The sequence below is a fragment of the Ulvibacter sp. 2305UL32-6 genome, assembly GCF_058148545.1.
Genome location: NZ_JBYVKA010000004.1, coordinates 142,851 through 168,512, shown reverse-complemented (window position 1 = coordinate 168,512; position 25,662 = coordinate 142,851). Strand labels below are relative to the sequence as shown.

Below are 25,662 nucleotides of genomic sequence, written 5' to 3'. Positions count from 1 at the left end.
TTCGTTTTTTCCTTCGGAAATAGGAAAAGTTCTTTTTCACATAATTTTCACATATCCCCTAGCAAGTTACCGTATCTTTAGACCCGATTAATTAATTCTGAAAAGTTATGAAAATATTTGTTGTTGCAGCAATGACGGTGCTTATCGCCTCGTGCAATGCTACAAAAACCGAAGTTAAACAAAATGATAAAATTGATACAGTAGTATCTCCAGTAAAGTATGCGAATACCATTACTGCAGCCGATTTAAAAAAACATTTATACATCTATGCTGGTGATGCCATGGAGGGTAGAATGACGGGAAGTAAGGGACAAAAAATGGCCGCTGAATATCTTCGGAATTTTTATCAAGATCACAAAATAGAAGCTGCTCTTGAGGAAAACAACTACTACCAATCGATCCCTGCTGAGTATTTTCAACGCCTAGAAGGTTCTGAAGGTTCTGAAAATGTAGTTGCCTTTATAAAAGGTTCTGAAAAACCAGACGAGATCATCGTTCTTTCCGCCCATTTAGATCACGTAGGAATGGATAAGGAAGGCAACGTTTTTAATGGAGCCGATGACGATGGTAGCGGTACGGTTGCGCTTTTGGAAATGGCCGAAGCCTTTAAAAAAGCTGCTGAAGACGGAAATGGCCCTAAACGATCTATCCTTTTCCTCCACGTAACGGGAGAAGAAATTGGTTTACACGGATCGCGCTACTACACCGAAAATCCTATTTTTCCTTTGGAAAATACAGTCGTAAACCTCAATACTGATATGATCGGACGTATTGATCCAGACAAGGCAGAAAACCCTAATTATATCTATCTTATTGGTAGCGATAAGCTTAGTCAGGAATTGCATGACGTTTCCGAAGAGATCAATACCAAATACACGAATCTTGAGTTAGATTATACTTTTAATGACGAAAATGATCCCAACCGATTCTATTACAGAAGTGATCACTATAATTTTGCAAAGAATAATATTCCTGTGATCTTCTATTTTAATGGAGTGCACGCAGATTATCATAAGATCTCAGATACACCAGACAAAATTGAATACGATCTAATGGCTAAACGTACGCAGCTTATTTTCTACACCGCTTGGGAACTCGCCAATAGAGAGGGACGTATTACTGCAGACAAACTAGAATAGCTAGCACATTCGAAAAAAAAACAACTAGAATATACAGTAAAACAAAAAAAGCTTCCCTTATAAAGGGAAGCTTTTGCTTTTTGGGTGGAAGACCGGTTTCGAACCGGCGACCTCTGGTACCACAAACCAGCGCTCTAACCAGCTGAGCTACAACCACCATGGACTCTTTTAAGGACTTTTGTCCTCCATAACCACATATTTTGCAGCGTTGGAGGGTGCAAATATATATCTTTTACGAACTATGGACAATACTTCTATTGAAAATATTTTAGATCAAATCAAAAATTGAAGCTACAGCCGGATAGGTCTCTGTGGTAAAGCCTTCTCCGTATTCAGTTCCTATAAGTCTACCCAAATTTCTATGTCGGTAGGTTAAACTTTCAAACATGTTTTTTGTTGCTGTATGGGTAATAGGCTCTTTAGAGTCTGGATCATAAAACTGCGTTTTATACGCTTTAATCGCCTCAAGCTTTGTTTCCATAAAACCTGATACGTCCACCACAATGTCTGGTGTAATATCTTCCCATTGAATATAGTGAAAAACGTGCTTCGGTCTCCACGCCTCTTGTAACACGCCATCCATAAAAGTTTCTACCTTGCGAAGACCACTTAAAAAACAGGCATCACTCGCTAACGCACTCCCTTTACCATGATCTATATGGCGATCCCTAATGGCATTACAAAAAACAACCTCCGGGCGATACTTTCTCAGCATCGCAATAAGTTTTAACTGTGAAGCCTTATCGTTTACAAAAAACCCATCACCCAGATCCAAATTTTCACGAGCTAAGATCCCTAAAACTTTTGCAGCCGCAGCAGCTTCATTATCTCGTGTTTCAGCAGTGCCACGTGTACCTAACTCGCCTCGAGTAAGATCAACAATACCGGCTTTCTTTCCGTGGGCAATTTCTTTGGCAAGCGTTGCTCCGCAGCTCATTTCAACGTCGTCAGGATGTGCTCCTATGGCTAATATGTCTAATTTCATACTAATTCTTTTTTAACAGCTGTTTCAAAGGCTTGTGTAAGATCGCTTATTAGATCTTTTTTCTCTTCAATCCCAACCGAAAAACGTATGAGTCCGTCGGCAATGCCCTGTCGTTCGCGTTCTTCCGCAGTTAGTAAGGCATGTGAGGTCTTGGTTGGAGAAAGTACTGTAGACTCAACACCTGCAAGGCTCATAGATTGTTTGATCAGCTTTAATGATTGCATAAAACTGTTCGCATCAATACCATTAATTAATTCAAAAGATAACATTCCTGTATAGCCAGACATCTGCTTTTTAGCCAATAAATGATCGGGATGCGATTTTAATCCAGGATAGTGCACTTTTGCCACCATCGCGTGTTTATCTAACCATTTGGCCAAACTTTTAGCATTTTTATTTTGAGCCTTTACACGAAGCGCCATGGTTTTCATACTGCGTTCTAGCAACCAAACGGTGTAATCGCTTAAACTTCCACCTAAATTCTTACCAACATTCCAGATCTTTAGAATATGCTCTTCGGAAGCCGCTACAGCACCCGCGCAAATATCACTGTGGCCACCCATATATTTGGTCGCACTGTGAATCATGATATCGATCCCAAAATCGGCTGGGGTCTGATTGATCGGCGATGCAAAGGTATTATCGATCATTGAAACTAAATGATGTTGCTTTGCAAGACGAGCGATCATTTCTAGATCAGTAATAAGCATCAACGGATTAGAAGGTGTTTCTATATAAATAACCTTGGTGTTTTCTTTTATTTCTGAAGCAAAATCGGTTTCATTAAATCCTTCCGTAAAGGAAAATTCGATTCCGTACTTCGGAAACTCCTCCACAATAAAATTATAGGTACCTCCATAGATCGTTTTTTGAACCACTACATGGTCTCCTTTTTGTAAAAAAGCGAGTAAACATGTGCTTACTGCTGCCATGCCACTTCCGAAGATCATCCCAGCCTCACATTTCTCTAAAGCAGCTACTTTTTTACCCAACGCCTCTTGATTGGGGGTATTAAAATAACGCGGATAGCGCTTTACATCCACATTTTCATATGCATAAGAACTTGACATGTATAAGGGCGATACAGCACCTTGAAACTGCTCATCCTTTATTTCGCCAACGTGCGCACAAACCGTATTTATACCAAGATTTTCTTTTTTCATCCTACTGAAATTTTGAGCCTCTAAGGTAGTATTTCCTTTTAAGGTTTTCTATATTTAGCAAATGAAAAATTGGTTAGCACTGGGTTGTGTCCTTGTATTTTCGCTGAAAACATTCGGGCAGGTCGCTGTTACAAATGAAGACTTTACGCTCGAAATTATATCAGCGCGAAAGATCGGTGCCGTCGCCATTCAGTTTTCTCCAGCCGAAGGCAATGTTCTTGCAGGGAAGGGAGAAAAAAAGATCCAACCACGCGTTCAACTAATAAAACAGACTAGGTGCCATAGATTTCAGATAAACCCAACACACTATGAACGATAATCAAAATCACCTCGATGTCTTGCTCGCCAAACTCGAATCTTTGTCGCAACGACAAGCACTGTTTTCGAAGGAAATTGCAGAGTTACAGCAAGAAATTATTCGTTTAAAGTCTGCGGAAGTAAAACCATCTCAAGCTGAAATCACCGCAACAGTACCACCAATTGCAGAAACCGCAAAATCCGAGGTAATTGTGCAATCTATGGCTTCTTCCGAAGCAACCGTTAAAAAAGAGATGCACCCGCGCCCCTCACAGCCATCAACTTCACAACCACTTCCGAAGAAAAAAAGAAAAGGGAAGTCGGATATCGAAAAATTTATTGGTGAAAATCTCATCAACAAGATCGGTATCATCATTTTAATTATCGGTGTCTCTATAGGGGTTAAATACTCTATTGACAACGATCTAATTAGTCCGTTAACACGTATTATTCTTGGGTTTGTTGCTGGATTGGGATTGCTTGGTATCGGACTCAAATTAAAAAAGAACTATCTCAACTATAGTGCAGTTTTGGTTAGTGGCGCCATGGCAATTATGTACTTCACTACCTTTTCTGCTTATGACTTCTATGCGCTGATCCCGCAAACAGCGGCCTTTGGGTTGATGTTCTTATTTACAGCCTTTACCGTGATCGCTGCTCTTAATTACAACAAGCAGATCATTGCGCACTTGGGTCTTGTTGGCGCGTACGCTGTACCTTTCTTACTTAGCGATGGTTCCGGAAATGCAGCTGTATTGTTTAGCTATATGGCGATCATTAACATTGGCGTATTGATCATTGCATTTACGAAATACTGGAAACCTGTTTATTACGTATCCTTTGCGCTTACGTGGCTTATCTATGCATCTTGGTTTATCATGCAATATGATACAGAGACACAGTTTACTATTGCCTTTGCTTTTGCTACCGTATTTTTTATCATTTTTTATGTCACCTTCCTTGCTTATAAACTAAAACGAAAAGAAGCCTTTGCAACTACAGATGTCATTCTTGTTTTGCTGAATTCCTTTATTTATTATGGATTCGGTTATGCCATTCTAAACGATCATGAAACAGGAATTCAACTTCTTGGTGTTTTCACTTTAGCCAATGCGGTGATCCATTTTATCGTGAGTGCGATCATTTTCAGAAAAAAACAGGCGCATAAAAGTCTACTATATCTTATCGCCATCATGGTGTTAACCTTTATTACCATTGCTATTCCTGTACAATTGGACGGAAATTGGGTAAGCTTGTTATGGGTCGCTGAGGCTGCACTTCTATTTTGGGTGGGAAGAACCAAAGAACTTCCCGCATTTGAAAAGGTTAGTTACGTACTAATGACGTTGGCCATGCTTAGTCTTATGCATGATTGGTATGAAGTCTATCTGGCACACTACTTTAATTATCTCGACAAGATCGAGCCTATGCAATTCTTTGTAAATATTGCTTTTGCAAGTTCGATGATCTTTGTATTGGCCTTTGCGTTTATCAACTATATAGATCATAAAACTAAGACAACGGCGGCGCTTTCAAAAAAGAATGTGCTCAGAATGTTGTTTTCCTTCTTTATGCCAGCCATGCTAATTTTTGCTTTGTATATGGCTGTACGTTTAGAGATCGAATATTACTTTAAATATATGTATCATGCTTCTATGATCGAAACAAACTTAAATGGCGCCAACTACCCAACTACTTCGTATGATCAAGATATAATGACGTATAAATCGGTTTGGATCCTCAACTTCACCCTGCTCTTCTTTAGCTTGCTAGGTCTTGTTAATTTGAAAAAAATCAAAAATAACATCTTAGGCTATATTACGCTAGGGCTTACTATTACTGCGGTATTAGTGTTTTTAGGACAAGGTTTATACGCTATCAGCGAATTACGTGAAAGTTATATCGATCAAGAAGGTGCAGACCTTTACATCCGTAGCAATTTCAATATGATCATTCGGTATATCTCCTTAGCATTTTTAGCTTTGGCGATCTATGTGTCACATCTGTTTATTAAAAAACACATTACTAATCTGGGCTTAAAAATAACTTTTAGCATGATGCTTCAAATTGCACTTATATGGGTATTAAGTAGCGAATTGCTAAGCTGGATGGATCTGAGTGGCTCAAAACAACAATACAAGTTAGGGTTAAGTATCTTATGGGGTGTTTATTCCTTGCTAATGATCGTGATTGGAATTTGGAAAAACAAACAATACTTGCGCATTGCTGCCATTGTATTATTTGCATTAACCCTTATAAAACTATTTTTCTACGATCTCACCTACCTCAATACCTTATCTAAAACTATTGTTTTTGTAGCTTTAGGTATTTTATTATTGCTTATTTCGTTCTTGTATAACAAATTCAAAATTAAAATCTCGAAAGGTAATGAAGATACTGAATAAGCTTTTTTTCCTGCTAATAACTGGGTCTTGTGCTTTTGCACAAATGAACGATTATAATTACAAACAAGAACTGCAAGGTGTAGACCAAACTTGGCACAGCATTATTTTGCCTGATGCTGTCTTCGGAAACACCCAACAAGCGCTAAACGATATTCGCATCTACGGAATTACTTCAGAAAATGACACCATTGAAGTGCCGTATTTACTTCGGAAAAAATCAAAAACCGTAAAGAACAGCAGTGCTTTTGCGAAAAAACTAAATGAAACTAAAAATGCCAAAGGCTATTTCTTTACCTTCCAGATACCTTCCGAAGAACCAATCAATCATATTCACCTTGATTTTGATAACAAAAACTTCGATTGGAAGGTAAAACTTGAAGGTAGTAATGATAATAATGAATGGTTTACTATTGTTGAAGATTATCGCATTGTTTCACTCATAAATGCATCGACAAATTATCAATTTACAGATCTTCAATTTCCTCAGGCAAAATATAGTTATTATAGGCTGAACATTCCAGCAGACAAAAAACCACAATTAACCAAAGGGCAACTATCTTTAAAAGAAATTACGAGTCCGCTTTACAACGAATTTTCAGTAAAAAATATTCAAACTCAAAATAACTCCCAACGCAACGAAACCGTCATCGACATAGATCTAAACCAAACTATTGCCGCAAGTTTTCTGCAGCTAGAAGTTGGTGAGAACTTCGATTACTATCGTCCTATTCATATTCAATATGTTGTTGATAGCGTCAAAACTGAACAAGGCTGGCGCTATAACTACGGCAAGCTCTTTTCGGGGACTCTCTCGTCTGTTGATAAAGGGGGCTTTGATCTTCCTAGCACTTCACTTTACCGTCTACGGGTGATCATTGAAAACAACGACAATGAGCCGCTAACCATCTCGGGAGCAAAAATAAAAGGCTATAAACATGAGCTTATAGCACGTTTTACGAAAGAAGCTACTTATTTTTTAGTGTACGGAAATGACAAGGCACTAAAACCTCGCTACGATATTGAACAATTTACCAATTCGGTTCCCCAAAGTCCCAGTGCACTTAATCTCAGTAGTGCAATTCCGATCCGAAACGTAGAAATAGAAAAAAAACCATCCCTCTTTGAAAATAAAGCATGGCTTTGGGCCATCATGGGGATCATTAGTTTTGTCTTGGGATATTTCTCTTTAAAAATGCTTAAAAAATGAAACTGATCTTAACTAATATAAAGGAACTCATACAGGTTCGTGAAACATCGGTGTTTAAAGTTAGTGGCGCCGAAATGTCACAACTCCCTACGCTAAAAAATGCTTGGCTATTAATTAAGGATGATCGTATAGCCGACTTCGGAAGTATGCCAAACATCCCAAAACTTGAAGCGTTTAAAACGATCGACTGCTCTGGAAAGATGGTATTTCCCGCTTGGTGTGATTCGCACAGTCATTTAGTTTATGCCGGAAATCGTGAACAAGAATTTGTAGATCGTATTAACGGACTCTCTTATCAAGAGATCGCCGAGCGTGGTGGCGGAATCTTAAATTCGGCTAAAACCTTACAACAAACCAGCGAAGATGACCTCTACGACCAATCGGCTGAGCGTCTCAAAGAAGTTATGCGCATGGGTACAGGTGCTATCGAGATCAAAAGTGGCTACGGGCTCACAACCGAAGCTGAACTCAAAATGTTAAGAGTGGCAAAAGAATTAGACCGCGATTTCCCTATTACCATAAAAACTACCTTTTTAGGAGCTCATGCAGTTCCTTCCGAATATAAAGACAATAAAAAAGGCTATTTAGACCTTATCATCAACGAAATGCTTCCAAAGATCGCTGCCGAAAAACTAGCGAGTTATGTAGATATTTTCTGTGAAACGGGCTATTTCAGCGTTGCAGATACAGAGCGCTTATTAAAAGCTGCAAAACCTTATGGACTCATCCCAAAAATACACGTCAATCAGTTTAACGCCATTGGCGGAATCGCAGCAGGCGTAAAAAATGGCGCGTTAAGCGTAGACCATCTTGAAGTACTCACCGATGATGATATAAACGCCTTACAAGGCAGTAAAACCATGCCCGTTGCGCTTCCCTCCTGCTCCTATTTTTTGAGTATTCCCTATACACCGGGAAGACGATTAATTGACGCCGGCTTGCCTTTAGCGCTTGCAACCGATTATAATCCGGGGTCAACACCCAGCGGAAATATGAATTTTGTGGTTGCCACAGCTTGTATTAAAATGAAATTGACCCCAGAAGAAGCTATTAACGCAGCAACAATCAATGGTGCGTATGCCATGGGACTGAGTGATACACATGGAAGTATCACCAAAGGCAAGAAGGCCAATGTTATAATTACCAAACCCATCCCATCATACGGCTATTTACCATATGCCTTCGGAAGTAACTTGATCGATTCGGTATATTTAAACGGAAAAAAAGTATGAGTGTTTTTATTTTTTCTTCGGAAGCAGAAATTGCGAAGCGCGTTGCTAAACGCGCGGGCGAACGTAAGTTCGGCGAGGCCGTAGGCCTTGTTCGCAATTGGGAGGAACTTAAAAAGCACCCAGCAAAATATGTGGTCTTTGGGATCTCGGAAGATATTGGCGTACGCGCTAACTACGGAAACCCGGGAACTTCAAATGCTTGGCATGCCGCATTAAACGTTCTCTGTAATATTCAAGACAATGAACTTACGCAAGCCAAAAACGTTATCATTCTTGGGGAAATAGATTGTTCCGATGAAATGACAAAAGCAGCCAAGAGCACTTCCATGGTCGACCTTGGAGCACTTGTTGAACAAATAGACGCAAAAGTCGCTGAAGTCGTAGCAAAGATTGTTTTGGCAGGAAAATTTCCGATCATCATTGGTGGCGGTCATAACAACAGCTACGGAAACATTAAAGGAACCTCGAAAGCGTTAAACCAACCTATTAATTGCATCAATTTCGATGCGCATACCGATTTTAGAGTTTTAGAACACCGCCATAGTGGCAATGGTTTTAGCTACGCCTTTAACGACGGATTCTTAGATAAATATTTTATTTTCGGTTTACACCGAAATTACACGTCGGAAGCCGTTTTTAAAGACCTCCGAAAACATCCCGAACGCATTCGGTTTAATCTGTTTGAAGCGATTAAAGTAACACAAACCCTGCCCTTTTCCGAAGCCATACAACAATCTAAAGCATTTATAAGCAATGAGCCCTTCGGACTCGAAATTGATCTCGATGCCATTGAGAATATGGGAAGTAGCGCGATGACACCAAGCGGTTTTTCTGTTTCCGAAACCCGCCAGTTTGTTTCACATTTTGCTACCCTTCCTAATTGTAAATATGTGCATTTCTGCGAAGGCAATCCAGACACTGGAATTTTCCAAAACCAAGTAGCAAAAATGATCGCATATCTGGTTTCAGATTGTATTTCAGAAAAAACACTAAAAGCAACCTAATATCCAGTAATGCAAATCGTTCCTTTTCATACAGATTATACACAAGCTTTCTACGATCTTAATGTAGAATGGCTTGAAACTTATTTTTATGTGGAACCTTATGACAGAGAAGTGCTTAGCAATCCCATAAAATACATTGTTGAGCCAGGTGGCCATATTTTCTTCGCGATTGAAGACGATCTTGTACTCGGTACCGTAGCACTTCTAAAACGTAATAAAAATGTATTTGAACTCACAAAGATGGCCGTTTCACCTAACCAAAGAGGTAAACAGATCGGGCAGAAACTCATGCAGCATTGTATCGATTTCGCTAAGTCGGAATCCTTCAGCGGACTCTACCTCTACTCAAATACGCTCTTAGAAAACGCAATTCATATCTATAGAAAATTTGGCTTTCAGGAAGTCGGAATTCCTAAAGACAACCCTTACAAGCGCAGTAATATCAAGATGGATTATCCGCTGTAATTTCTAAAAGCTCTTTTACTTTATTTTTCAATTACAGATCATCGATTGATCTTCTCTGATGCTCGAAATTCTGCCGGAGAGGTTGATTTTGCCTACAAAGAAGTAGAAGAAAATGTAAGTGCCGAGTGCGACCAGTTCTTTTGGGCTAGCGGAAACTACATGCTCCCTAGAAATTTGCCGCTCCATGGTAATCGTGGGTGTGGTTTGCAAGGAATAGCACATTCAGGAAATAATGATGACGACGATCCTATTGGAACGGCCAACCAAGACACCGATATTTTTATTGATCATAACGGAGCTTATTCTTGGGAAGTCAAAGGATCATTGGCGATGTAGAAGTGTTTGATGCCTCCGAATGTTTTAATCTGTGTGATTTTTGAGTGTTAGTTAGTGACAGGGCAGTAAGTTTTTGTTTAATGAGGTTTACTGCTTTTTCTTTTTTCTGAAGAAAGGATAACAATGATAAGCCTTGTTGATATCCTTATAAAAAACAAATAGCATTGCGTTAAAAAATTGTAAAACAGCCTTTTACTCTTCGGAAATGTCACTAACTTTCTGAAAAAAGAAATCGCCATGAAACAGTTAGCCATCATCGCTCTTACCTTATTAAGCTTTACAGCATGTAAAAACAATCAAAATACTTCAGAAGAAACGGCCAAAGTAACTTCCGAAGAAATTTCAGAAGAAGCAACAGAAACCAACTTTAAAGTAACCCCTATATCACACGCAACAATGGTACTTCATTGGGATGGAAAGACCATTTATGTTGATCCCGTAGGCGGTGTAGACGCTTTTAAGGATCAAGACGCCCCAGATCTCATCTTAATTACAGATATACATGGCGATCATTTAAATAATGAAACGCTTAGCGCGGTTAACACTGCCACAACAGGAGTTATTGCACCAAAAGCAGTAGTCGAGAAATTGGAAGAAGAAATACAGCTAAAAGCTATCACTCTTGACAACGGCAATGAAACCAAGGTCGAAGGCTTTCCTGGCTTTACTTTTGAAGCTATCCCAATGTATAACCTTCGGGAAGAAGCGCTTAAATTTCATGAAAAAGGTCGTGGTAATGGTTACGTCATAGAAAAAGACGGCTTCCGTGTATATATTTCGGGAGATACGGAAGACATTCCTGAAATGCGCTCTCTTCAAGATATTGACGTCGCTTTTGTTTGTATGAATCTTCCATACACCATGACTGTTCAAAGTGCCGCGAGCGCTGTAACCGATTTTAAGCCAAAACAAGTTTATCCATATCATTATCGTGGGACAGAAGGCTTAAGCGACGTAGATCTTTTTGCAACACTAATTAAAAAATCAAGTGCTTCTGAAGCTATTGAAGTGGTGCAACTAGATTGGTATCCTAAAGAATAACTGCTTTTAAAAATAACACTTCGATTTAGTTGTTTGATATTCTGCCAATTACAAATTGTAATGTGAGTGGCAAAATTTTTATATATTTAAAAATCAAATTATCACACACTAACCCACTCCTCGCATGCCCCAATTTCCACGCGCAGTACGTTGCATTATTTTTACTTTTTTTTTAGGAATTTTTCTTTCCAACGCACAAAATCCGCTTGATAAACAGATCGAAGTTCTTATTGAACGTTCTAGTCAATTTGCACAATTTCCCGATAGTATAGATCATTACGGAGACCAAATTCTTCAAAAAGCACGCCCTAGCGATCATTTGCGGGGAATGATCAAAGGATATATTTTAAAGGGCTATGCACAATATCGTAAAGGCGAAATGGATCAAAGTATTATATACTGTGATTCAGCCTTATTGTATAAAGAGCGAGGGTTAAAAGATGAATACACCAATATGATGCAGGTGCTTATCAATAGAGCGACCTCGTACGGAAGAAAAGGTGTGGGTGATAGCGCCCAAGCGGGGTTCATGAGGGTGCGTGATATTGCAATGGCAAATCAAGATGTTGAAAACGTTGCCTTAGCCTATAACAGTCTCGGTATAGGTGAAAAAAATAGATCAAATTTTACTGAGGCAATTCGTTATTACGAACAAGCGCTTCATCTATGGGATAGTCTTGGGAGTGATGCAAAAAAGCCTAGTGTTTTAATGAATATTGGTATTGCACAATCTGGACTCGATAATCCAAAGCAAGCTAGTAAAAGCTTTCATGAAGGACTTCGTATCGCGAAAAGATCCAATAATGTGACCGATGAGTACCGAATCTACAATAACCTATCGGTAAATCACAATGTTTTAAAGCAGTATGATTCAGCGCGTTTTTATCTCCAAAAGATCATTCCGCATTACAAAAGTAGAAACCTGAAAAGAGGTGAATATCTGGCATATCAAAATGTGGGACGCACATTTATGAATGAAAATCAGCAGGATAGCGCCGTCTATTACTTTAAGAAGGCCGGTGCAGGTTTTAAAGCCACCAACAATGAAATGGGAACCTGTGATATCTTATTGTTTATGGGTGACAGCTATCTTCAGAAAAAACAATACAGTACCGCCATAAGATATTTGGATAGTAGCGTAGTGATCTCAAAAAAATTAAACCTTCAAAATAAACAAAAAGGCGCCTTTGAATTACTGGCAACTGCACATGAAGCCTCTGGGAATTACAAACGTTCTAACGCCTATTTAAAAGACGTAAAAAAGATAGAAGATCAATTGTTGAAAGCTGAAAATGCCAAAAATCTATCTGAAATAATAACCAAACATCAGGTTAAAGAAAAAGATAAGACCATTGATGGTCTCAATAGTGACAAAGCTTTTTACCAATCGACCACGTTTACCGTGCTTATCGTTTTAGTTATATTGGCGTTGTTTATATTTTTACTTGTCAAGCGAAATAGCGATTCTAAAAAGGAATTGGAAGTGCTTCGGAAGGAGATCAAAACTTTCGGTAAGCAAGATTCAAGTCCGGCTTCCCTCTTGCATCTTAAGAGCAAGGCTGTTCTGAAAACAGATCAACTTCAGTATATCAAATCAGACGGACATTATTTGGAGTATTTTAGCGAAGGAAATGCAAAACCTGAAATTGATAGAGACACTTTGAAAAGTTGTATTGAACATTTACAATCAAAAGGATTTGCACAAATCCACAAGTCGTATGTGGTCAATTTAAAATACATACGAATTATTAACTCTACCAAGATCATGTTAGAAGATGGAACCTGGTTGCCACTGTCAAGAACTTATAAGCCCATCTTAAAAGAAATTTTGCTCAGCAAACCACCTACACAAAACAAGTAGTTCATGACAACAGGTAAAAAACTGCTATGTTATTGGTGATAGAAAACATGTAGTTAGTGACAAACCCTCTGATTTTAGGCACTTAACGACGCTTTTTGCATTAGTTTTAGTATAAATTAAATTACTAACTATTGCAGATCCTTATGAACACTACGCCCCAAATTAACGCACTTCTAAACGATCATAGTCTTCTTACTTCACCACTTAGTTCACAACAAAACGAATTAATATTATTTTTAAACCTTATCTCAGACGAGCAAGTTCGCTATCTACATCAAGAGCAATTTATTTTGTCGAAACTAGAAAAAGTAAACCATTCATATATACGAATGGTACAAAATTTACGCGATAAGGGAATTACTGCAGAACTTATTAAATCTTTAACTACACAGGAGAAAACCATCTTAAAATTGATCGCGGATGGCTTGCAGACCAAAGAGATCGCTTCCTATTTGCACATTTCAAATCATACGGTACAAACACACCGAAAGAATATGTACAAAAAGCTCAACCTAAATACAATTTCAGACCTTGTAAAGCTTTCGCTCTTACTAGAACTGAAGTGAGCATTATTTATATTTCTCAAACCAAGCTAGGGTATGCGCTACCTTTGTAATGAGATTACTAGGTCTTGCAGCAATTCCGTGTGAGGCCTCTGGAATTTCAACCAGAACTGTTTCGATCTTTCTCAACTTTAATGCGTGATAGAGCTGTTTGGCTTCCGAAGGTGGCGTTCTAAGGTCATCCATTCCAACCATAACCATCGTTGGTGTTTCAACATTACCGACTAGCGAGATAGGAGAAAATTTCCAATAATTTTCAAAGTTTTCCCATGGTTGCCCAGGATAACGAGAATCTGCATAGCCGTAATAATTATCGGCCACCAGTGTCTTGCTGATCCAATTCATTACAGGTTTTGCTACCACAGCAGCCTTAAACCTATTATTCTTGCCAATCATCCACGCCGTCATGATACCACCAGCGCTACCACCAGTCACATACAGACGATTCGGGTCTGCTTTCCCTTTAGATAATACATAATCTACACCATCCATGACATCGTGGTAGTCATTCCCCGGATAATTATTGTACAACAAATTTCCAAATTCTTCACCATAACTTGTACTTCCACGCGGATTTGGATAAAAAACCATATATCCAGCTGCCGCATATAATTGTATTTCTGCTGAAAAGCGATCTCCATAATTTAAAATAGGACCTCCGTGATTTTCTACGAGCAACGGATACTTTTTACGTTTATCCCAACGTGGTGGATATACTACCCAACCTTGAATATCACGCCCATCAACACTTGATTTGTACCAAACTTCTTCTACTCGACCTATTTCACAATGTCCTAGTAGATCTTCGTTGATATTGGTTAAAATAGAAGGTTTTTTATTGCCTTTATCAACTATTGCAACATCGGCTGGCCTGTCGTAATGTGAAATAGTATAAGCGATCTTACCATCTTTACTTACTGAAAAACTACCACTCGCATAAGGGCGGCCTAATGTAGTTCCACCTACGTTATTTACAATATCTGTAACCTTCCCATTAAGGGTTATATGAGCTAATTTCGTCTTTCCGCGGTCATCATAAGTAATGTAAAACCCCTTACTATCGGCATCCCAAACGGCATCACTAATACTTCGATCTAAGCTCCCTGAAACCAATCGTTTATTGGATCCGTTGGTACTCATCACTTGTAATTGGCGTAATTGATAGGTCTGCACCTTATCTTCAAAACCCAAATACGCAATTTGCTTTCCATCTGGTGAAACAATAGGAGCACTATCTGGTCCGTTTCTATCAGTTAATGTTTCAAATAATCCTGTAATTAAACTGATTCCATAAATCTCTGAATTTCTAAAGTCATATTCCCAGTCTAGGTTTCTATTTGCTGAAAAATAGATCTTATTCCCGTCAGCAGACCAAGACAAAGATCCGCCGTGATTATAATTCCCTGAAGTAAGTTGACGGGGTGTGCCACCTTCCGAAGGAATCGTAAAAATATGCTTAAAGGCAGGCTTTAAATACCCAGCACCATCGGCTTCATGCTTTAAACGATCTGTGATCCTTGGCTTTTTTGCCCATTTAGCTCCTTTAGGTTTTTCAGGCATTTTTACCAGTACCGGTGCTTTTTCGTTTACATTCATCGTAAACGCGATCTTTTTCCCATCGGGTGACCATGCTAGGTTTGACGGACTGTTATCTAACTGGGTTAATTTGGCTAAAGACCCTGTTTCCATCCAATACATATAGATCTCACTACCTGCTTCCGAAGCACTTACAAAGACAATGCGATCACCACTGGGAGACCATCGAGCATTACTCTCATTCCCTTCACGGATTGTTAGTTTGTGATGTTTTTTTCCATCGGAAGTAATCACCCATAAATTCCCTGCACTTTTATCTTCCATAATATCAAAACCCGTTCTACGATAGACGATCGTCTTTCCGTCTGGAGAGATCTGTGGATCTCCAGTATATTCTAACTGAAAGACATCTAAATACTCGAAAGGCTTTTGAATCTGCCCAAAGACGCTGGAAGTAAAAAGAAAGAAAGACACAAAAAGAATACAAAAAGGAAGTTTCATAGGAACAAATTTTAAAAAGCTAAAGATACTTGTTTTAGACACGTTTTCAAACGGCAAAGGCTTTCCAAACTAATTTTATAAATACCTTATAGCGTTAAATCTTTCGTTTTCGCCTAATTTATAATCGTTTGCGATCACATTTTTCTCAGTATCTATTACATTTGTAGAGAAGGTCTTCCTTCAGAAAAGAACGCTATGAAAACAAATTATACCTTCAGCTCAGTATTTGGCCTATTTGCACTATTTATTTTTACGTGCTTAACGGCTTGCCAAACAGACAAAAAACACGAAACTCAAAAAGAACTTGCTAAAGAATTTCCTAATGAGTGGATGTATAATCAACGAGCGTACCCAAATAACTTTATTAACAAGAAAGCAATGGAAAAGGCCGTTCTGCAAACGCGCGCCATTCTTTCAGAGAGACCAGAAAACCAAGGAACAGACTGGGAATTGGTGGGCCCTCTAAACACTGGTGGTAGAATTACAGATGTGGCTATCTCCCCTAGCGATGACAATACTTTTTTTGTAACAACCCCCGTGGGTGGTGTGTTTAAAACCACAGACCGCGGACAAACTTGGAATGCTGTTTTTGACGGTATCGGGAAACCCTCTATAGGAAATATCGCTATTGCACCCTCTGATGAAAATATTGTATATGTTGGAACTGGTGAGGCCAATGGAAGCGCTACTTCAGGAGCCTTCTTTGGCGATGGTGTATATCGTAGTAGTGATGCTGGCGAAAATTGGACCAATGTGGGTTTACCAAACAGTAATCATATTGGCCGTATTGTTATTGACCCAACAAATCCAGATCGTGTTTTTGCAGCGGCCACCGGGCAGCTATATGGTAAAAATGACGATCGCGGGATCTATAGAACGCTTAACGGTGGCACAGCCTGGGAACGAGTTCTATTTGTAACCGATTCTACAGCAGCGATAGATGTTGCCATGAATCCAGTAAATCCTGATATCCTCTTTGCTGCCATGTGGGAACGAACTCGTCAGCCTTGGCAACGCGATTATGGCGGAGAGACCTCGGCGGTACATCGCTCTGTTGACGGTGGTGATACATGGATCGAGTTAGGAGTAGCAAACGGATTGCCCGCGCCTTCAACAGAACGTGGACGTATTGGTTTGGCCATTTCAGCTGCAGATCCAGCAACTGTTTATGCGCGTTACACCACCAACGAGATCACCAATTCGTTTGACGCCATTTACAAATCAACCGACAATGGTAGTACTTGGAATGAAATAAACACAGCGTCCATCACCTTTATAGATGCTAGTTTTGGTTGGTACTTCGGAAATATTCGTGTAAACCCAAATGACCCAACACAGCTTTGGGTGCTTGGTCAATCTATTTATAGAACAAATAATGACGGCGCACTTTGGAGTCCGATCTCAGGTATGCACGTAGATCATCACGCCATGGAATTTTCAACCAATGATCCAAATATGGTGCTCGCCGGAAACGATGGTGGTGCCTATATTTCTGAAAATGGCGGGAATAGCTGGACGAAATTTACCAACCTTCCTATTACACAGTTTTACAATATTGAAGTTGACAATCTGCAACCTGAACGACTTTATGGCGGTACGCAAGACAATAACACCATTAGAACAACAACAGCAGGCACAAACGACTGGAATTCGATTTGGGGTGGTGATGGCTTCCATGTTCGTGTAGATCCTAACGACAACAATTATATCTATGTTGAGTCACAATATGGAAATATTGGACGCTCTACAAACGGCGGTATTAATTTTAGCTCTGCTACTAACGGTATTGACGCTGCAGATCGCAACAATTGGAATACACCTATTGAGCTTTCAAATTTTGATTCGGAAACAGTTTACTGCGGAACACAACGTTTGTACGTCTCCGATAAAGCTGCCCTATGGTCGCCAATTAGCCCCGATCTCACCGATGGACAACATCCAAGTGGCTCACTATCTTACGGAACCATTACGGCAATTGGAACTTCTCATTTAAATTTAAATACAATTTATACGGGTAGCGACGACGGAAACGTGCAAGTGACTTTTGATGGTGGCGCAACGTGGACTAATAGTAGCAATGGATTACCCGATCGTTACATTACATCTATTGCGGTTTCACCAAATAACGACAATATAGCTTATGTGACCATTTCTGGTTTTGGCGAACTCGATTATGATCCGCATGTGTTTAAAACAATTGATGGCGGACAAACATGGGGATCTATTTCTTCCAATTTACCGAACATTCCTGTCAATGATATTATAATCGATGACACCAGAGGTCTTCTTTTACTGGCAACCGATCTCAACGTTTGGTATTCATCTAATGAGGGCGGTTCTTGGACCATTTTGGGTAACAACCTACCACTCACCATTATTCGTGACTTAAAGCTTCACGAGCCTACTAACACTTTGTATGCAGGTACCTTCGGAAGATCTATGCATCAATATGATATGAACAGTTTGATTTTAAATGTAGATGAAGTATCAGTAACTTCGGAAATGATCGCGATCTATCCAAATCCAGCCAGAGATCAATTTTCGATCAAGCACCAAATATCTTTCGAAGCAAGTATTGAGCTGTTCGATATCCAAGGCAAAAAGATTAAAACACTTTACAACGGAATGTTGAATCCTTCCGAAGAAAAAACCTTTACAATTAGTGATATCAATAGCGGAATCTATGTGGTGCGCATTGTAAGTGGGAAAAAACAATTTACAAAACAACTGATCGTTGAATAACAAATCGGACGCAAATTACTGAGTCAAGAGTAGCGTTTTAGGTCACTATGAATCTTCTTTTATAATTTTATGCCTATTGTAAAATAATAGCATACCTATCAATGCTATCAAGGCAATAAAGATGATAAGCACAGTCTGTGATACGCAAATATTGGTATACAATAAAGGAACACAATCAATTAATGGATCAGGTTCTTCTATTGATTGCACCAGACTAATCGCTAAATAAAAATTTAATGGCGATAGTAGATAAAAGATAATATAGAATAGTCTTTTGCTCATACTTTTAGGCTACATGAGGCATAACCAGTTCTGGAGTCGTTAGACACAGCTTAGCGCACCAATTTCTTGTACTTAATACGTTTCGGCATAAGATCACCGCCTAGGCGTTGCTTCTTATTCTCTTCGTATTCACTAAAGCCTCCTTCAAAGAAATACACTTGACTGTCTCCCTCAAAAGCTAAAATATGCGTACAAATTCTATCTAAAAACCATCGGTCGTGACTAATAACCACGGCACATCCTGCAAAATTCTCCAGACCTTCTTCAAGTGCTCGTAGCGTGTTTACGTCTAAGTCGTTTGTAGGCTCATCCAATAGCAAGACATTTCCTTCTTCCTTTAAGGTCATTGCCAAATGTAAACGGTTGCGTTCTCCACCCGAAAGTAGTTCTACTTTCTTATTTTGTTCGCTCCCGCTAAAATTAAATCGGCTTAAATACGCTCTTGAGTTAACCTGCTTTCCACCCATCATGACCAATTCTTGCTCGTCACTAAAGTTTTGCCAAATTGTTTTACTAGGATCAATATTAGAGTGTGCTTGATCTACATACGCGATCTTAGCTGTCTCACCGATCTTAAATTCACCTTTGTCAGGTTTTTCCTCTCCCATGATCATACGGAAAATGGTAGTTTTACCAGCACCATTCGGACCAATAACTCCCACAATACCAGCTTGAGGCAAATTGAAATTTAGATTTTCGTATAATAATTTATCGTCGTAGCCTTTGCTTACACCAATTGCTTCGATCACATTTGTTCCCAAACGCGGACCGTTAGGAATATAAATCTCTAACTTTTCGTCAAGCTGTTTCTGATCTTGACTCATTAATTTATCGTAATTATTTAAACGCGCCTTTTGTTTAGTTTGACGGCCTTTAGCTCCTTGACGAACCCACTCGAGCTCCCGCTCTAATGTTTTCTGTCTTTTGGATGCTGTTTTACTCTCTTGCGCCATACGCTTTGACTTTTGATCAAGCCAAGAAGAATAATTTCCTTTCCAAGGAATACCTTCGCCACGATCTAATTCAAGGATCCAGCCAGCAACATTATCTAAAAAGTAACGGTCGTGTGTAACCGCGATAACCGTACCCTTGTATTGCGCTAGGTGATGTTCTAACCAGTGAACACTTTCTGCATCCAAGTGGTTGGTAGGCTCATCGAGTAGCAGTACGTCTGGTTCTTGAAGCAATAATCTACAAAGTGCTACACGTCGACGTTCCCCACCAGAAAGTACACCAATTTTTTTGTCGCCATCTGGCGTGCGCAAAGCATCCATTGCGATCTCTAATTTGGTGTCTAGTTCCCATGCATTGGCAGCATCAATTTCATCTTGAAGTACCGCTTGGCGATCCATCAGCTTCTGCATTTTATCTGCATCGCTATAAACTTCCTCCAAGCCAAACATATCGTTGATCTTGTTGTATTCGTCAAGAATGGCCACCGTTTCAGCAGCACCTTCACGTACAATTTCAAGAACTGTTTTATTCTCGTCCAATTTGGGTTCTTGTTCTAAATACCCAACCGAATAACCTGGTGCAAAAACAACATCACCCTGGTAATTCTTTTCTACACCAGCAATGATCTTTAATAGAGTTGATTTTCCACTTCCGTTAAGACCTAAAATACCAATTTTAGCGCCGTAGAAGAAGCTCAGATAAATATTCTTAAGTACTGGAGTTTGTGCGTTCTGAAAGGTCTTGGTAAGACCAGACATAGAAAAAATCACTTTTTTATCGTCAGACATAGTTTGCTTGTTTAATAAGTTAGTTGCTCAATTACATGCGCCCTTTTAACGCATTGAAGACCCAGGCAATTGCAAAAAAGCCGATACCGACCGCCGCAAAGCCCCATCCCGCTACATCGTCGTATCGAAATGCGCCTAAAGCAATTAGACTGCAACCTACTATGATCATGATCAATGTGGCCCAACCTAAAACTGTATTTTTATTCATCATAAGATTTTCTTTTTTTGGCGTTGCCCAGACACCCGCATTTGCTTGATCTCGGCCAGACGCATCACTGTAATATTCATTATTTGAGCTCTGAAGGAGATGCCATGGCATATGCCAAGCATTTATCATCTCCAAATTTCCAAACACTAGATTAGGAATAATTACCGCAAGAATGTATCACTCCGTGCAGGCGAGCCTAATGCAGTGGCAAATATCGCATATTTCTATAAAAAAAGCATCCCTATGGATGCTTAAATATTAGCTAGGAAGAAAACCCATTTTACCCTGCTCATAATCACGCAAAGCTTCCATGATCTCGGTCTGATTGTTCATCACATACGGACCCCAACTTTGAACTTTTTCATGAAAAGGCTCACCTGATAGAAAGAGTAATGTACTCTTAGCATTTCCCTTTATAGAAAATCCTTCGCCGTCTTGTTCAAACCAACTTAACTGATTCTGATTCGTTTTTAGAACTTCGGTATCATTAATGGTCACTTCTCCTTGCAATAAATAGAGCATGGATTGATGACTGTTAGGAACGGGAATATCAAACTGTCCGTCTTCAGCTACTTGAATCATATAAGCATTTACGGGTGTTTGCGTTGCTATTCTTCCGTAGGTTTCATTCAATAATCCGGCGATCACTTGAATTTCTACTTTCCCATCTTCCGAAGAAACCACACGAAAATCCTCATTCGCCACATGCTGATAATTTGCTGGGATCATTTTCTTTTCCGCGGGCAAATTCAACCACAATTGAATTCCTTCTAAGTTTCCACCTTTCTTCACAAACTCTTTGGTTGGACCTTCAGCGTGAATAATACCTCTACCTGCAGTAGTCCATTGTACATCACCCGCTTTAACAACACTTTCGTTTCCCAACGAATCGCGATGCAATTGTTCTCCTTGGATCAAAAAGGTAATAGGCTCAAAACCGCGGTGCGGGTGCGGACCCAGATCAAACGGATTATTAAATTCATTGATGGGGTACGGCCCGTAGTGATGTAACAACACAAAAGGGTCGATTAGCTCGATATCTTGTGTTGGCAATGGTTGGCGCAATTTTATGGGCCCCATATTTACAAAATCACTTCTTCCTATTTTTTTTATGCTATTGTATTTCATCTCTTTTTCTTTCTTTAATAAATATGTTCGTATGTTGAAAATACGTTTTAAATATATGCCCAATACCGAGCACCTTCTTTTTACTTTTCACCGCTCACCGTTCACTAGTATCACCGTATCTTATCGAGTAAATCACTCAATATTTCTGCTTCCTGAACGCTTAGGTTCTTTAAATAATCGTGTTTTAGATCGCTATCGATCTGTGTGAGCAGTTCCAAACCTTGCCTGGTGATCTCAATATGCACCACACGCCTATCGGTTGGGCAAGCCACACGTTCTATCAAATCTTTCGCACACAATTTGTCCATCATGCGCGTAGCATTCGGAGAACGTTCTAACATGCGATCTTTAATGGTTTGAACCGAAATCGCTTCGCCCGCACCTCTTAAAATTCGCAAGACATTGTATTGTTGTGGCGAAATTCCGAAGGGCTTAAAAAACGCATTCTGTTGTCCTTGAATCCAATTGGCTGTATAAATGATATTAAGCAGTGCCTTAACCTTTGCATTCTTGAACGAACTCTGTATGTCTTTTGAAATATCGCCCATTGTTATTGCTTTTCTACTGCTGCTTCAAAATCGGTTAACGCTTTGTCAAAAACGGTCTTTAAGGTCGAATCGGTAATACCCTTTTCTGAAAAATGATCATTAAAACTTGGAAGCGAAAATGATGCAATCACATTTCCACCCATATATGGAAAACGATTTTTCGCGATCTCTAAAACCGTGGCTCCTCCTCTACCTCCTGGCGATGTTGCCATGAGTAGCATAGGAACTCCGCTCCACAATTTGCCGTCAATTCTAGACACCCAGTCGAATACATTTTTAAAAACAGTTGAATAAGCCCCATTGTGTTCGGCTAGCGATATGACGATGCCGTCTGACTCTTTTATGTGCTTTAAAAATGCATGTGCCGGTTCTGGAATCCCATGTTCCTTTTCCAAATCAATTCCGTAGATAGGTAAGTCAAAATCATTTAAATCTAAAATAGTTACCTCCACATCGTGCAGACGACTCGTTGCGTATTCAACCAATTGTTTATTAATGGAAGTGCTACTGTTACTTCCGGCAAAGCCAAGTATTTTTTTCATAGTGTCATTATTTGATAACACAAAGTTATAAAAAATAAATATATATTCCTAGGAAACTACTTCCATGGTGTATAATTATTTTTTGGTTTTATTGATACGAAAGGAAATAGCTATATTTTGTACCTTCGCATCAAACTATAGACACGTGGATATCAACTTCAACAAAAACGAAGATCATAATAAATTATTAGCATCCGATTTGCGCACACGCTTTGCCAAGGTAAAATTAGGCGGTGGAGAAAAACGGATTGAAAAGCACCATGCGAAAGGAAAACTTACGGCTCGCGAACGTATTGATTACCTACTCGACCCAAAGAAGAAATCGATCGAGATCGGTGCCTTTGCCGGTGATGGTATGTATGAAGAACACGGTGGTTGCCCAAGTGGCGGTGTAGTTGTAAAAATTGGATATGTACAAGGAAAACAGTGTATCGTAGTTGCCAATGACGCTACCGTAAAAGCTGGAGCTTGGTTTCCTATTACGGGTAAAAAAAATCTACGTGCACAAGAAATCTCTATTGAAAACCGTCTTCCTATCATTTATTTGGTAGATAGCGCTGGGGTTTACCTTCCAATGCAAGATGAGATCTTTCCGGATAAAGAACACTTTGGACGCATTTTTAGAAATAACGCTGTCATGAGCAGTATGGGGATCACGCAGATCTCGGCCGTTATGGGCAGCTGCGTTGCCGGAGGAGCTTATCTTCCAATTATGAGTGACGAAGCCTTGATCGTTGATAAAACAGGAAGTATTTTTTTAGCAGGTAGCTATTTAGTAAAAGCTGCCATTGGTGAAAGCATTGATAATGAAACCTTGGGCGGAGCGACGACGCACTGTGAAATTAGTGGAGTAACCGACTATAAAGCGTTAGACGATAAAGACGCTTTAGACAAGATCAAAAATATTATTTCCAAGATCGGGGACTATGACAAAGCTGGTTATAATAGAGAAAAAGCCGCGAAGCCTTCCGAAGACCCAAAAGACATCTATGGTATTTTACCTAGATCACGCGCCGATCAATACGATATGCGTGAAATTATTAAGCGCATTGTTGACAACAGCGATTTTGAAGAATATAAAGAAGGGTATGGTAAAACTATCCTTACAGGTTATGCACGCATCGATGGCTGGGCAGTGGGTATTGTTGCCAATCAACGCAAGCTCGTCAAAACCAAGAGTGGTGAAATGCAATTTGGTGGTGTGATCTATAGTGATAGCGCCGACAAAGCCACGCGTTTTATTGCTAATTGCAATCAGAAGAAAATTCCTTTGGTATTTCTTCAAGATGTAACTGGTTTTATGGTTGGAAGTAAAAGTGAGCACGGCGGGATTATAAAGGACGGAGCCAAAATGGTAAACGCTGTAAGTAATAGTGTCGTTCCTAAATTTACGATCATTATAGGAAATTCTTACGGTGCTGGTAATTATGCTATGTGCGGAAAAGCCTATGACCCAAGATTGATCGCGGCCTGGCCAAGTGCTGAGCTTGCGGTGATGAGTGGAAATAGTGCCGCCAAGGTATTGCTACAAATAGAAACTGCTTCGTTAAAGAAAAAAGGAGAAACCATCACTCCTGAAGTGGAGAAAGAATTATACGACCGCATCAAAGCACGCTACGACAAGCAAATTTCACCTTATTATGCTGCTTCGCGTATTTGGACCGATGCTGTGATTGATCCCTTAGATACGCGTACATGGATCTCTATGGGTATTGAAGCGGCTAACCACGCCCCTATTGAAAAGAAATTTAACTTAGGTGTAATACAGGTTTAATTGAAAGTATACTAATTATAACATATAAAAAGGGTCCGTTAGTAATTTACTAACGGACCCTTTAAAAATATAAGTATTTCTAATTAAAACTCGTGTTCACTAGATTATCTAGCACATCTGATGATCATTAAACGATCTCTTCTGCTAATAATTCCAGCACTTACCCAGTCATTAGTCATGTTAGAAACACATGTTCTAAATGCTCCTGAACTACCAGAGTTAGCAGCACATTCTGCGATAAGATCATTTAGTGAGTTACAGTCGATAAATACGTTTGCAACACCAGAGTCACATCCATTCCAGTTTACTGTAGCGTCTGTGTTTGAATTTGGTGTTGGATCAACATTATCAAGACAACCATCACCATCTGCATCACAAGAGATACCACTAGACTGAACAACAAAGTTGTAAGGAGCTCCACAACCTAATACATCATATACAATTAATGTATAAGTACCTGTACTTGGCAATATAAGCCCTGAAACAGCAGGATCACTAAAACAGCTACCAAAAGGATCAGCTACATTATCATCCCAGTCACCTAAATAGGTCATATCTGGACCACCATTACCAAATACATCAATACCATTACTATCTGTAGTAGTACCAAAGAAAAGAGCCATTCCAGGATCCAAACCAGGAGAAGTTCTTGTTACATTAAGAGACACAACATCACCCGCAGTACCATCAAAAGAATAGAAGGCAGCCGCTGCAACGTTGTCAAAGCTATTCAAGCTTGTAGAGCCATTAATATCATCTCCACAAATAACACCTGCATAGCTAATAGGAGCTCTTGTTGCGCTTTGTTGCGTTGACATCTCCTTAATCATTTCTTGTTTCGTGCTCAAGTTCTCTTCTTGAGCCACATCTGTACCTTGATCTTTAGAACAAGATGTTAATAAGCCAAATGCTATAACAGCAGCTAGCAACGAAAATTTTTTCATTTTTTTCATAATAGTAA

The 25,662-nt window shown here is 39.5% G+C and carries 21 protein-coding genes and 1 tRNA gene; 12 read left to right on the top strand and 10 right to left on the bottom strand.

Going from position 1 to position 25,662, the window contains the following annotated elements; genetic code table 11:
• The first annotated feature begins 107 nt into the window (after nt 1–107).
• Nucleotides 108–1,139 carry a M28 family metallopeptidase gene (locus ACY2RU_RS13530; RefSeq protein WP_490139005.1) on the top strand — a complete coding sequence of 344 codons (1,032 nt, stop codon included), beginning with the start codon at nt 108–110 and terminating at the stop codon, nt 1,137–1,139.
• An 82-nt stretch (nt 1,140–1,221) separates the two neighbouring features.
• Here the strand turns inward: ACY2RU_RS13530 and ACY2RU_RS13525 are convergent.
• The 3 genes from ACY2RU_RS13525 to ACY2RU_RS13515 all read right to left on the bottom strand — a co-directional run bounded on the left by ACY2RU_RS13525 (nt 1,222) and on the right by ACY2RU_RS13515 (nt 3,287).
• Nucleotides 1,222–1,297 (bottom strand) — tRNA-His (locus tag ACY2RU_RS13525).
• A 110-nt stretch (nt 1,298–1,407) separates the two neighbouring features.
• The gene (bshB1, locus tag ACY2RU_RS13520) at nt 1,408–2,124 is read right to left on the bottom strand and encodes a bacillithiol biosynthesis deacetylase BshB1 (RefSeq protein WP_490139004.1); all 717 of its coding nucleotides are present in this window, start codon (nt 2,122–2,124) and stop codon (nt 1,408–1,410) included.
• Complete coding sequence (locus ACY2RU_RS13515; RefSeq protein ID WP_490139003.1) at nt 2,121–3,287, bottom strand: trans-sulfuration enzyme family protein; 1,167 nt, start codon at nt 3,285–3,287, stop codon at nt 2,121–2,123. The genes bshB1 and ACY2RU_RS13515 overlap by 4 nt, the downstream gene beginning before the upstream one ends.
• A 308-nt stretch (nt 3,288–3,595) precedes the next feature.
• Between ACY2RU_RS13515 and ACY2RU_RS13510 the strand changes: the two genes are divergently transcribed.
• The 9 genes from ACY2RU_RS13510 (at nt 3,596) to ACY2RU_RS13470 (ending at nt 13,701) form a co-directional block, all read left to right on the top strand.
• On the top strand, nt 3,596–5,989 hold the full coding sequence (locus tag ACY2RU_RS13510) for a DUF2339 domain-containing protein (RefSeq protein ID WP_490139002.1): 2,394 nt from the start codon (nt 3,596–3,598) through the stop codon (nt 5,987–5,989).
• Complete coding sequence (locus ACY2RU_RS13505; RefSeq protein ID WP_490139001.1) at nt 5,973–7,196, top strand: DUF3999 family protein; 1,224 nt, start codon at nt 5,973–5,975, stop codon at nt 7,194–7,196. Before ACY2RU_RS13510 ends, ACY2RU_RS13505 begins: the two co-directional genes overlap by 17 nt.
• Complete coding sequence (gene hutI / locus ACY2RU_RS13500; RefSeq protein ID WP_490139000.1) at nt 7,193–8,428, top strand: imidazolonepropionase; 1,236 nt, start codon at nt 7,193–7,195, stop codon at nt 8,426–8,428. The genes ACY2RU_RS13505 and hutI overlap by 4 nt, the downstream gene beginning before the upstream one ends.
• On the top strand, nt 8,425–9,432 hold the full coding sequence (locus tag ACY2RU_RS13495) for a formimidoylglutamase (protein ID WP_490138999.1): 1,008 nt from the start codon (nt 8,425–8,427) through the stop codon (nt 9,430–9,432). Before hutI ends, ACY2RU_RS13495 begins: the two co-directional genes overlap by 4 nt.
• 9 nt (nt 9,433–9,441) lie before the next feature.
• Complete coding sequence (locus tag ACY2RU_RS13490) at nt 9,442–9,897, top strand: GNAT family N-acetyltransferase (protein WP_490138998.1); 456 nt, start codon at nt 9,442–9,444, stop codon at nt 9,895–9,897.
• Nucleotides 9,898–9,942: 45 nt separating this feature from the next.
• Nucleotides 9,943–10,233, top strand: a complete 291-nt coding sequence (locus ACY2RU_RS13485; RefSeq protein WP_490138997.1) for a hypothetical protein — start codon at nt 9,943–9,945, stop codon at nt 10,231–10,233.
• 237 nt (nt 10,234–10,470) lie between these two features.
• A complete protein-coding gene (locus ACY2RU_RS13480) occupies nt 10,471–11,274 on the top strand; it encodes an MBL fold metallo-hydrolase (protein ID WP_490138996.1) in 804 nt (267 codons plus the stop codon).
• Nucleotides 11,275–11,398: 124 nt separating this feature from the next.
• Nucleotides 11,399–13,135 carry a LytTR family transcriptional regulator DNA-binding domain-containing protein gene (locus ACY2RU_RS13475; RefSeq protein WP_490138995.1) on the top strand — a complete coding sequence of 579 codons (1,737 nt, stop codon included), beginning with the start codon at nt 11,399–11,401 and terminating at the stop codon, nt 13,133–13,135.
• A gap of 143 nt (nt 13,136–13,278) precedes the next feature.
• Nucleotides 13,279–13,701: a response regulator transcription factor gene (locus ACY2RU_RS13470; RefSeq protein ID WP_490138994.1), complete on the top strand. Its 423-nt coding sequence runs from the start codon at nt 13,279–13,281 to the stop codon at nt 13,699–13,701.
• Between the two features lie 3 nt (nt 13,702–13,704).
• Here ACY2RU_RS13470 and ACY2RU_RS13465 read toward each other — a convergent pair whose 3' ends face one another.
• Nucleotides 13,705–15,735, bottom strand: a complete 2,031-nt coding sequence (locus tag ACY2RU_RS13465) for a S9 family peptidase (protein WP_490138993.1) — start codon at nt 15,733–15,735, stop codon at nt 13,705–13,707.
• Nucleotides 15,736–15,930: 195 nt separating this feature from the next.
• Here ACY2RU_RS13465 and ACY2RU_RS13460 point away from each other — a divergent pair, with 195 nt between their 5' ends.
• Nucleotides 15,931–18,477, top strand: coding sequence for a T9SS type A sorting domain-containing protein (locus ACY2RU_RS13460; RefSeq protein WP_490138992.1), 2,547 nt, complete (start codon nt 15,931–15,933; stop codon nt 18,475–18,477).
• A 332-nt stretch (nt 18,478–18,809) separates the two neighbouring features.
• Here ACY2RU_RS13460 and ettA read toward each other — a convergent pair whose 3' ends face one another.
• The 5 genes from ettA to ACY2RU_RS13435 form a co-directional block, all read right to left on the bottom strand.
• Entirely contained in the window at nt 18,810–20,501 is a 1,692-nt protein-coding gene (ettA, locus tag ACY2RU_RS13455) for an energy-dependent translational throttle protein EttA (RefSeq protein WP_490138991.1), read from the bottom strand.
• Nucleotides 20,502–20,532: 31 nt separating this feature from the next.
• The gene (locus tag ACY2RU_RS13450) at nt 20,533–20,709 is read right to left on the bottom strand and encodes a CAL67264 family membrane protein (protein ID WP_490139274.1); all 177 of its coding nucleotides are present in this window, start codon (nt 20,707–20,709) and stop codon (nt 20,533–20,535) included.
• 258 nt (nt 20,710–20,967) lie between these two features.
• Complete coding sequence (locus ACY2RU_RS13445) at nt 20,968–21,837, bottom strand: pirin family protein (protein ID WP_490138990.1); 870 nt, start codon at nt 21,835–21,837, stop codon at nt 20,968–20,970.
• Nucleotides 21,838–21,947: 110 nt separating this feature from the next.
• Complete coding sequence (locus tag ACY2RU_RS13440) at nt 21,948–22,385, bottom strand: MarR family winged helix-turn-helix transcriptional regulator (protein WP_490138989.1); 438 nt, start codon at nt 22,383–22,385, stop codon at nt 21,948–21,950.
• Between the two features lie 2 nt (nt 22,386–22,387).
• Complete coding sequence (locus ACY2RU_RS13435) at nt 22,388–22,927, bottom strand: NADPH-dependent FMN reductase (RefSeq protein ID WP_490138988.1); 540 nt, start codon at nt 22,925–22,927, stop codon at nt 22,388–22,390.
• A gap of 145 nt (nt 22,928–23,072) precedes the next feature.
• On the opposite strand from ACY2RU_RS13435, the gene ACY2RU_RS13430 reads away from it, so the two are divergent.
• Nucleotides 23,073–24,701 (top strand): acyl-CoA carboxylase subunit beta, encoded by a 1,629-nt coding sequence (locus ACY2RU_RS13430; protein ID WP_490138987.1) that lies wholly within the window; start codon nt 23,073–23,075, stop codon nt 24,699–24,701.
• Nucleotides 24,702–24,805: 104 nt separating this feature from the next.
• Here the strand turns inward: ACY2RU_RS13430 and ACY2RU_RS13425 are convergent, their stop codons facing one another.
• Complete coding sequence (locus ACY2RU_RS13425) at nt 24,806–25,645, bottom strand: hypothetical protein (RefSeq protein ID WP_490138986.1); 840 nt, start codon at nt 25,643–25,645, stop codon at nt 24,806–24,808.
• Nucleotides 25,646–25,662: the final 17 nt, after the last annotated feature.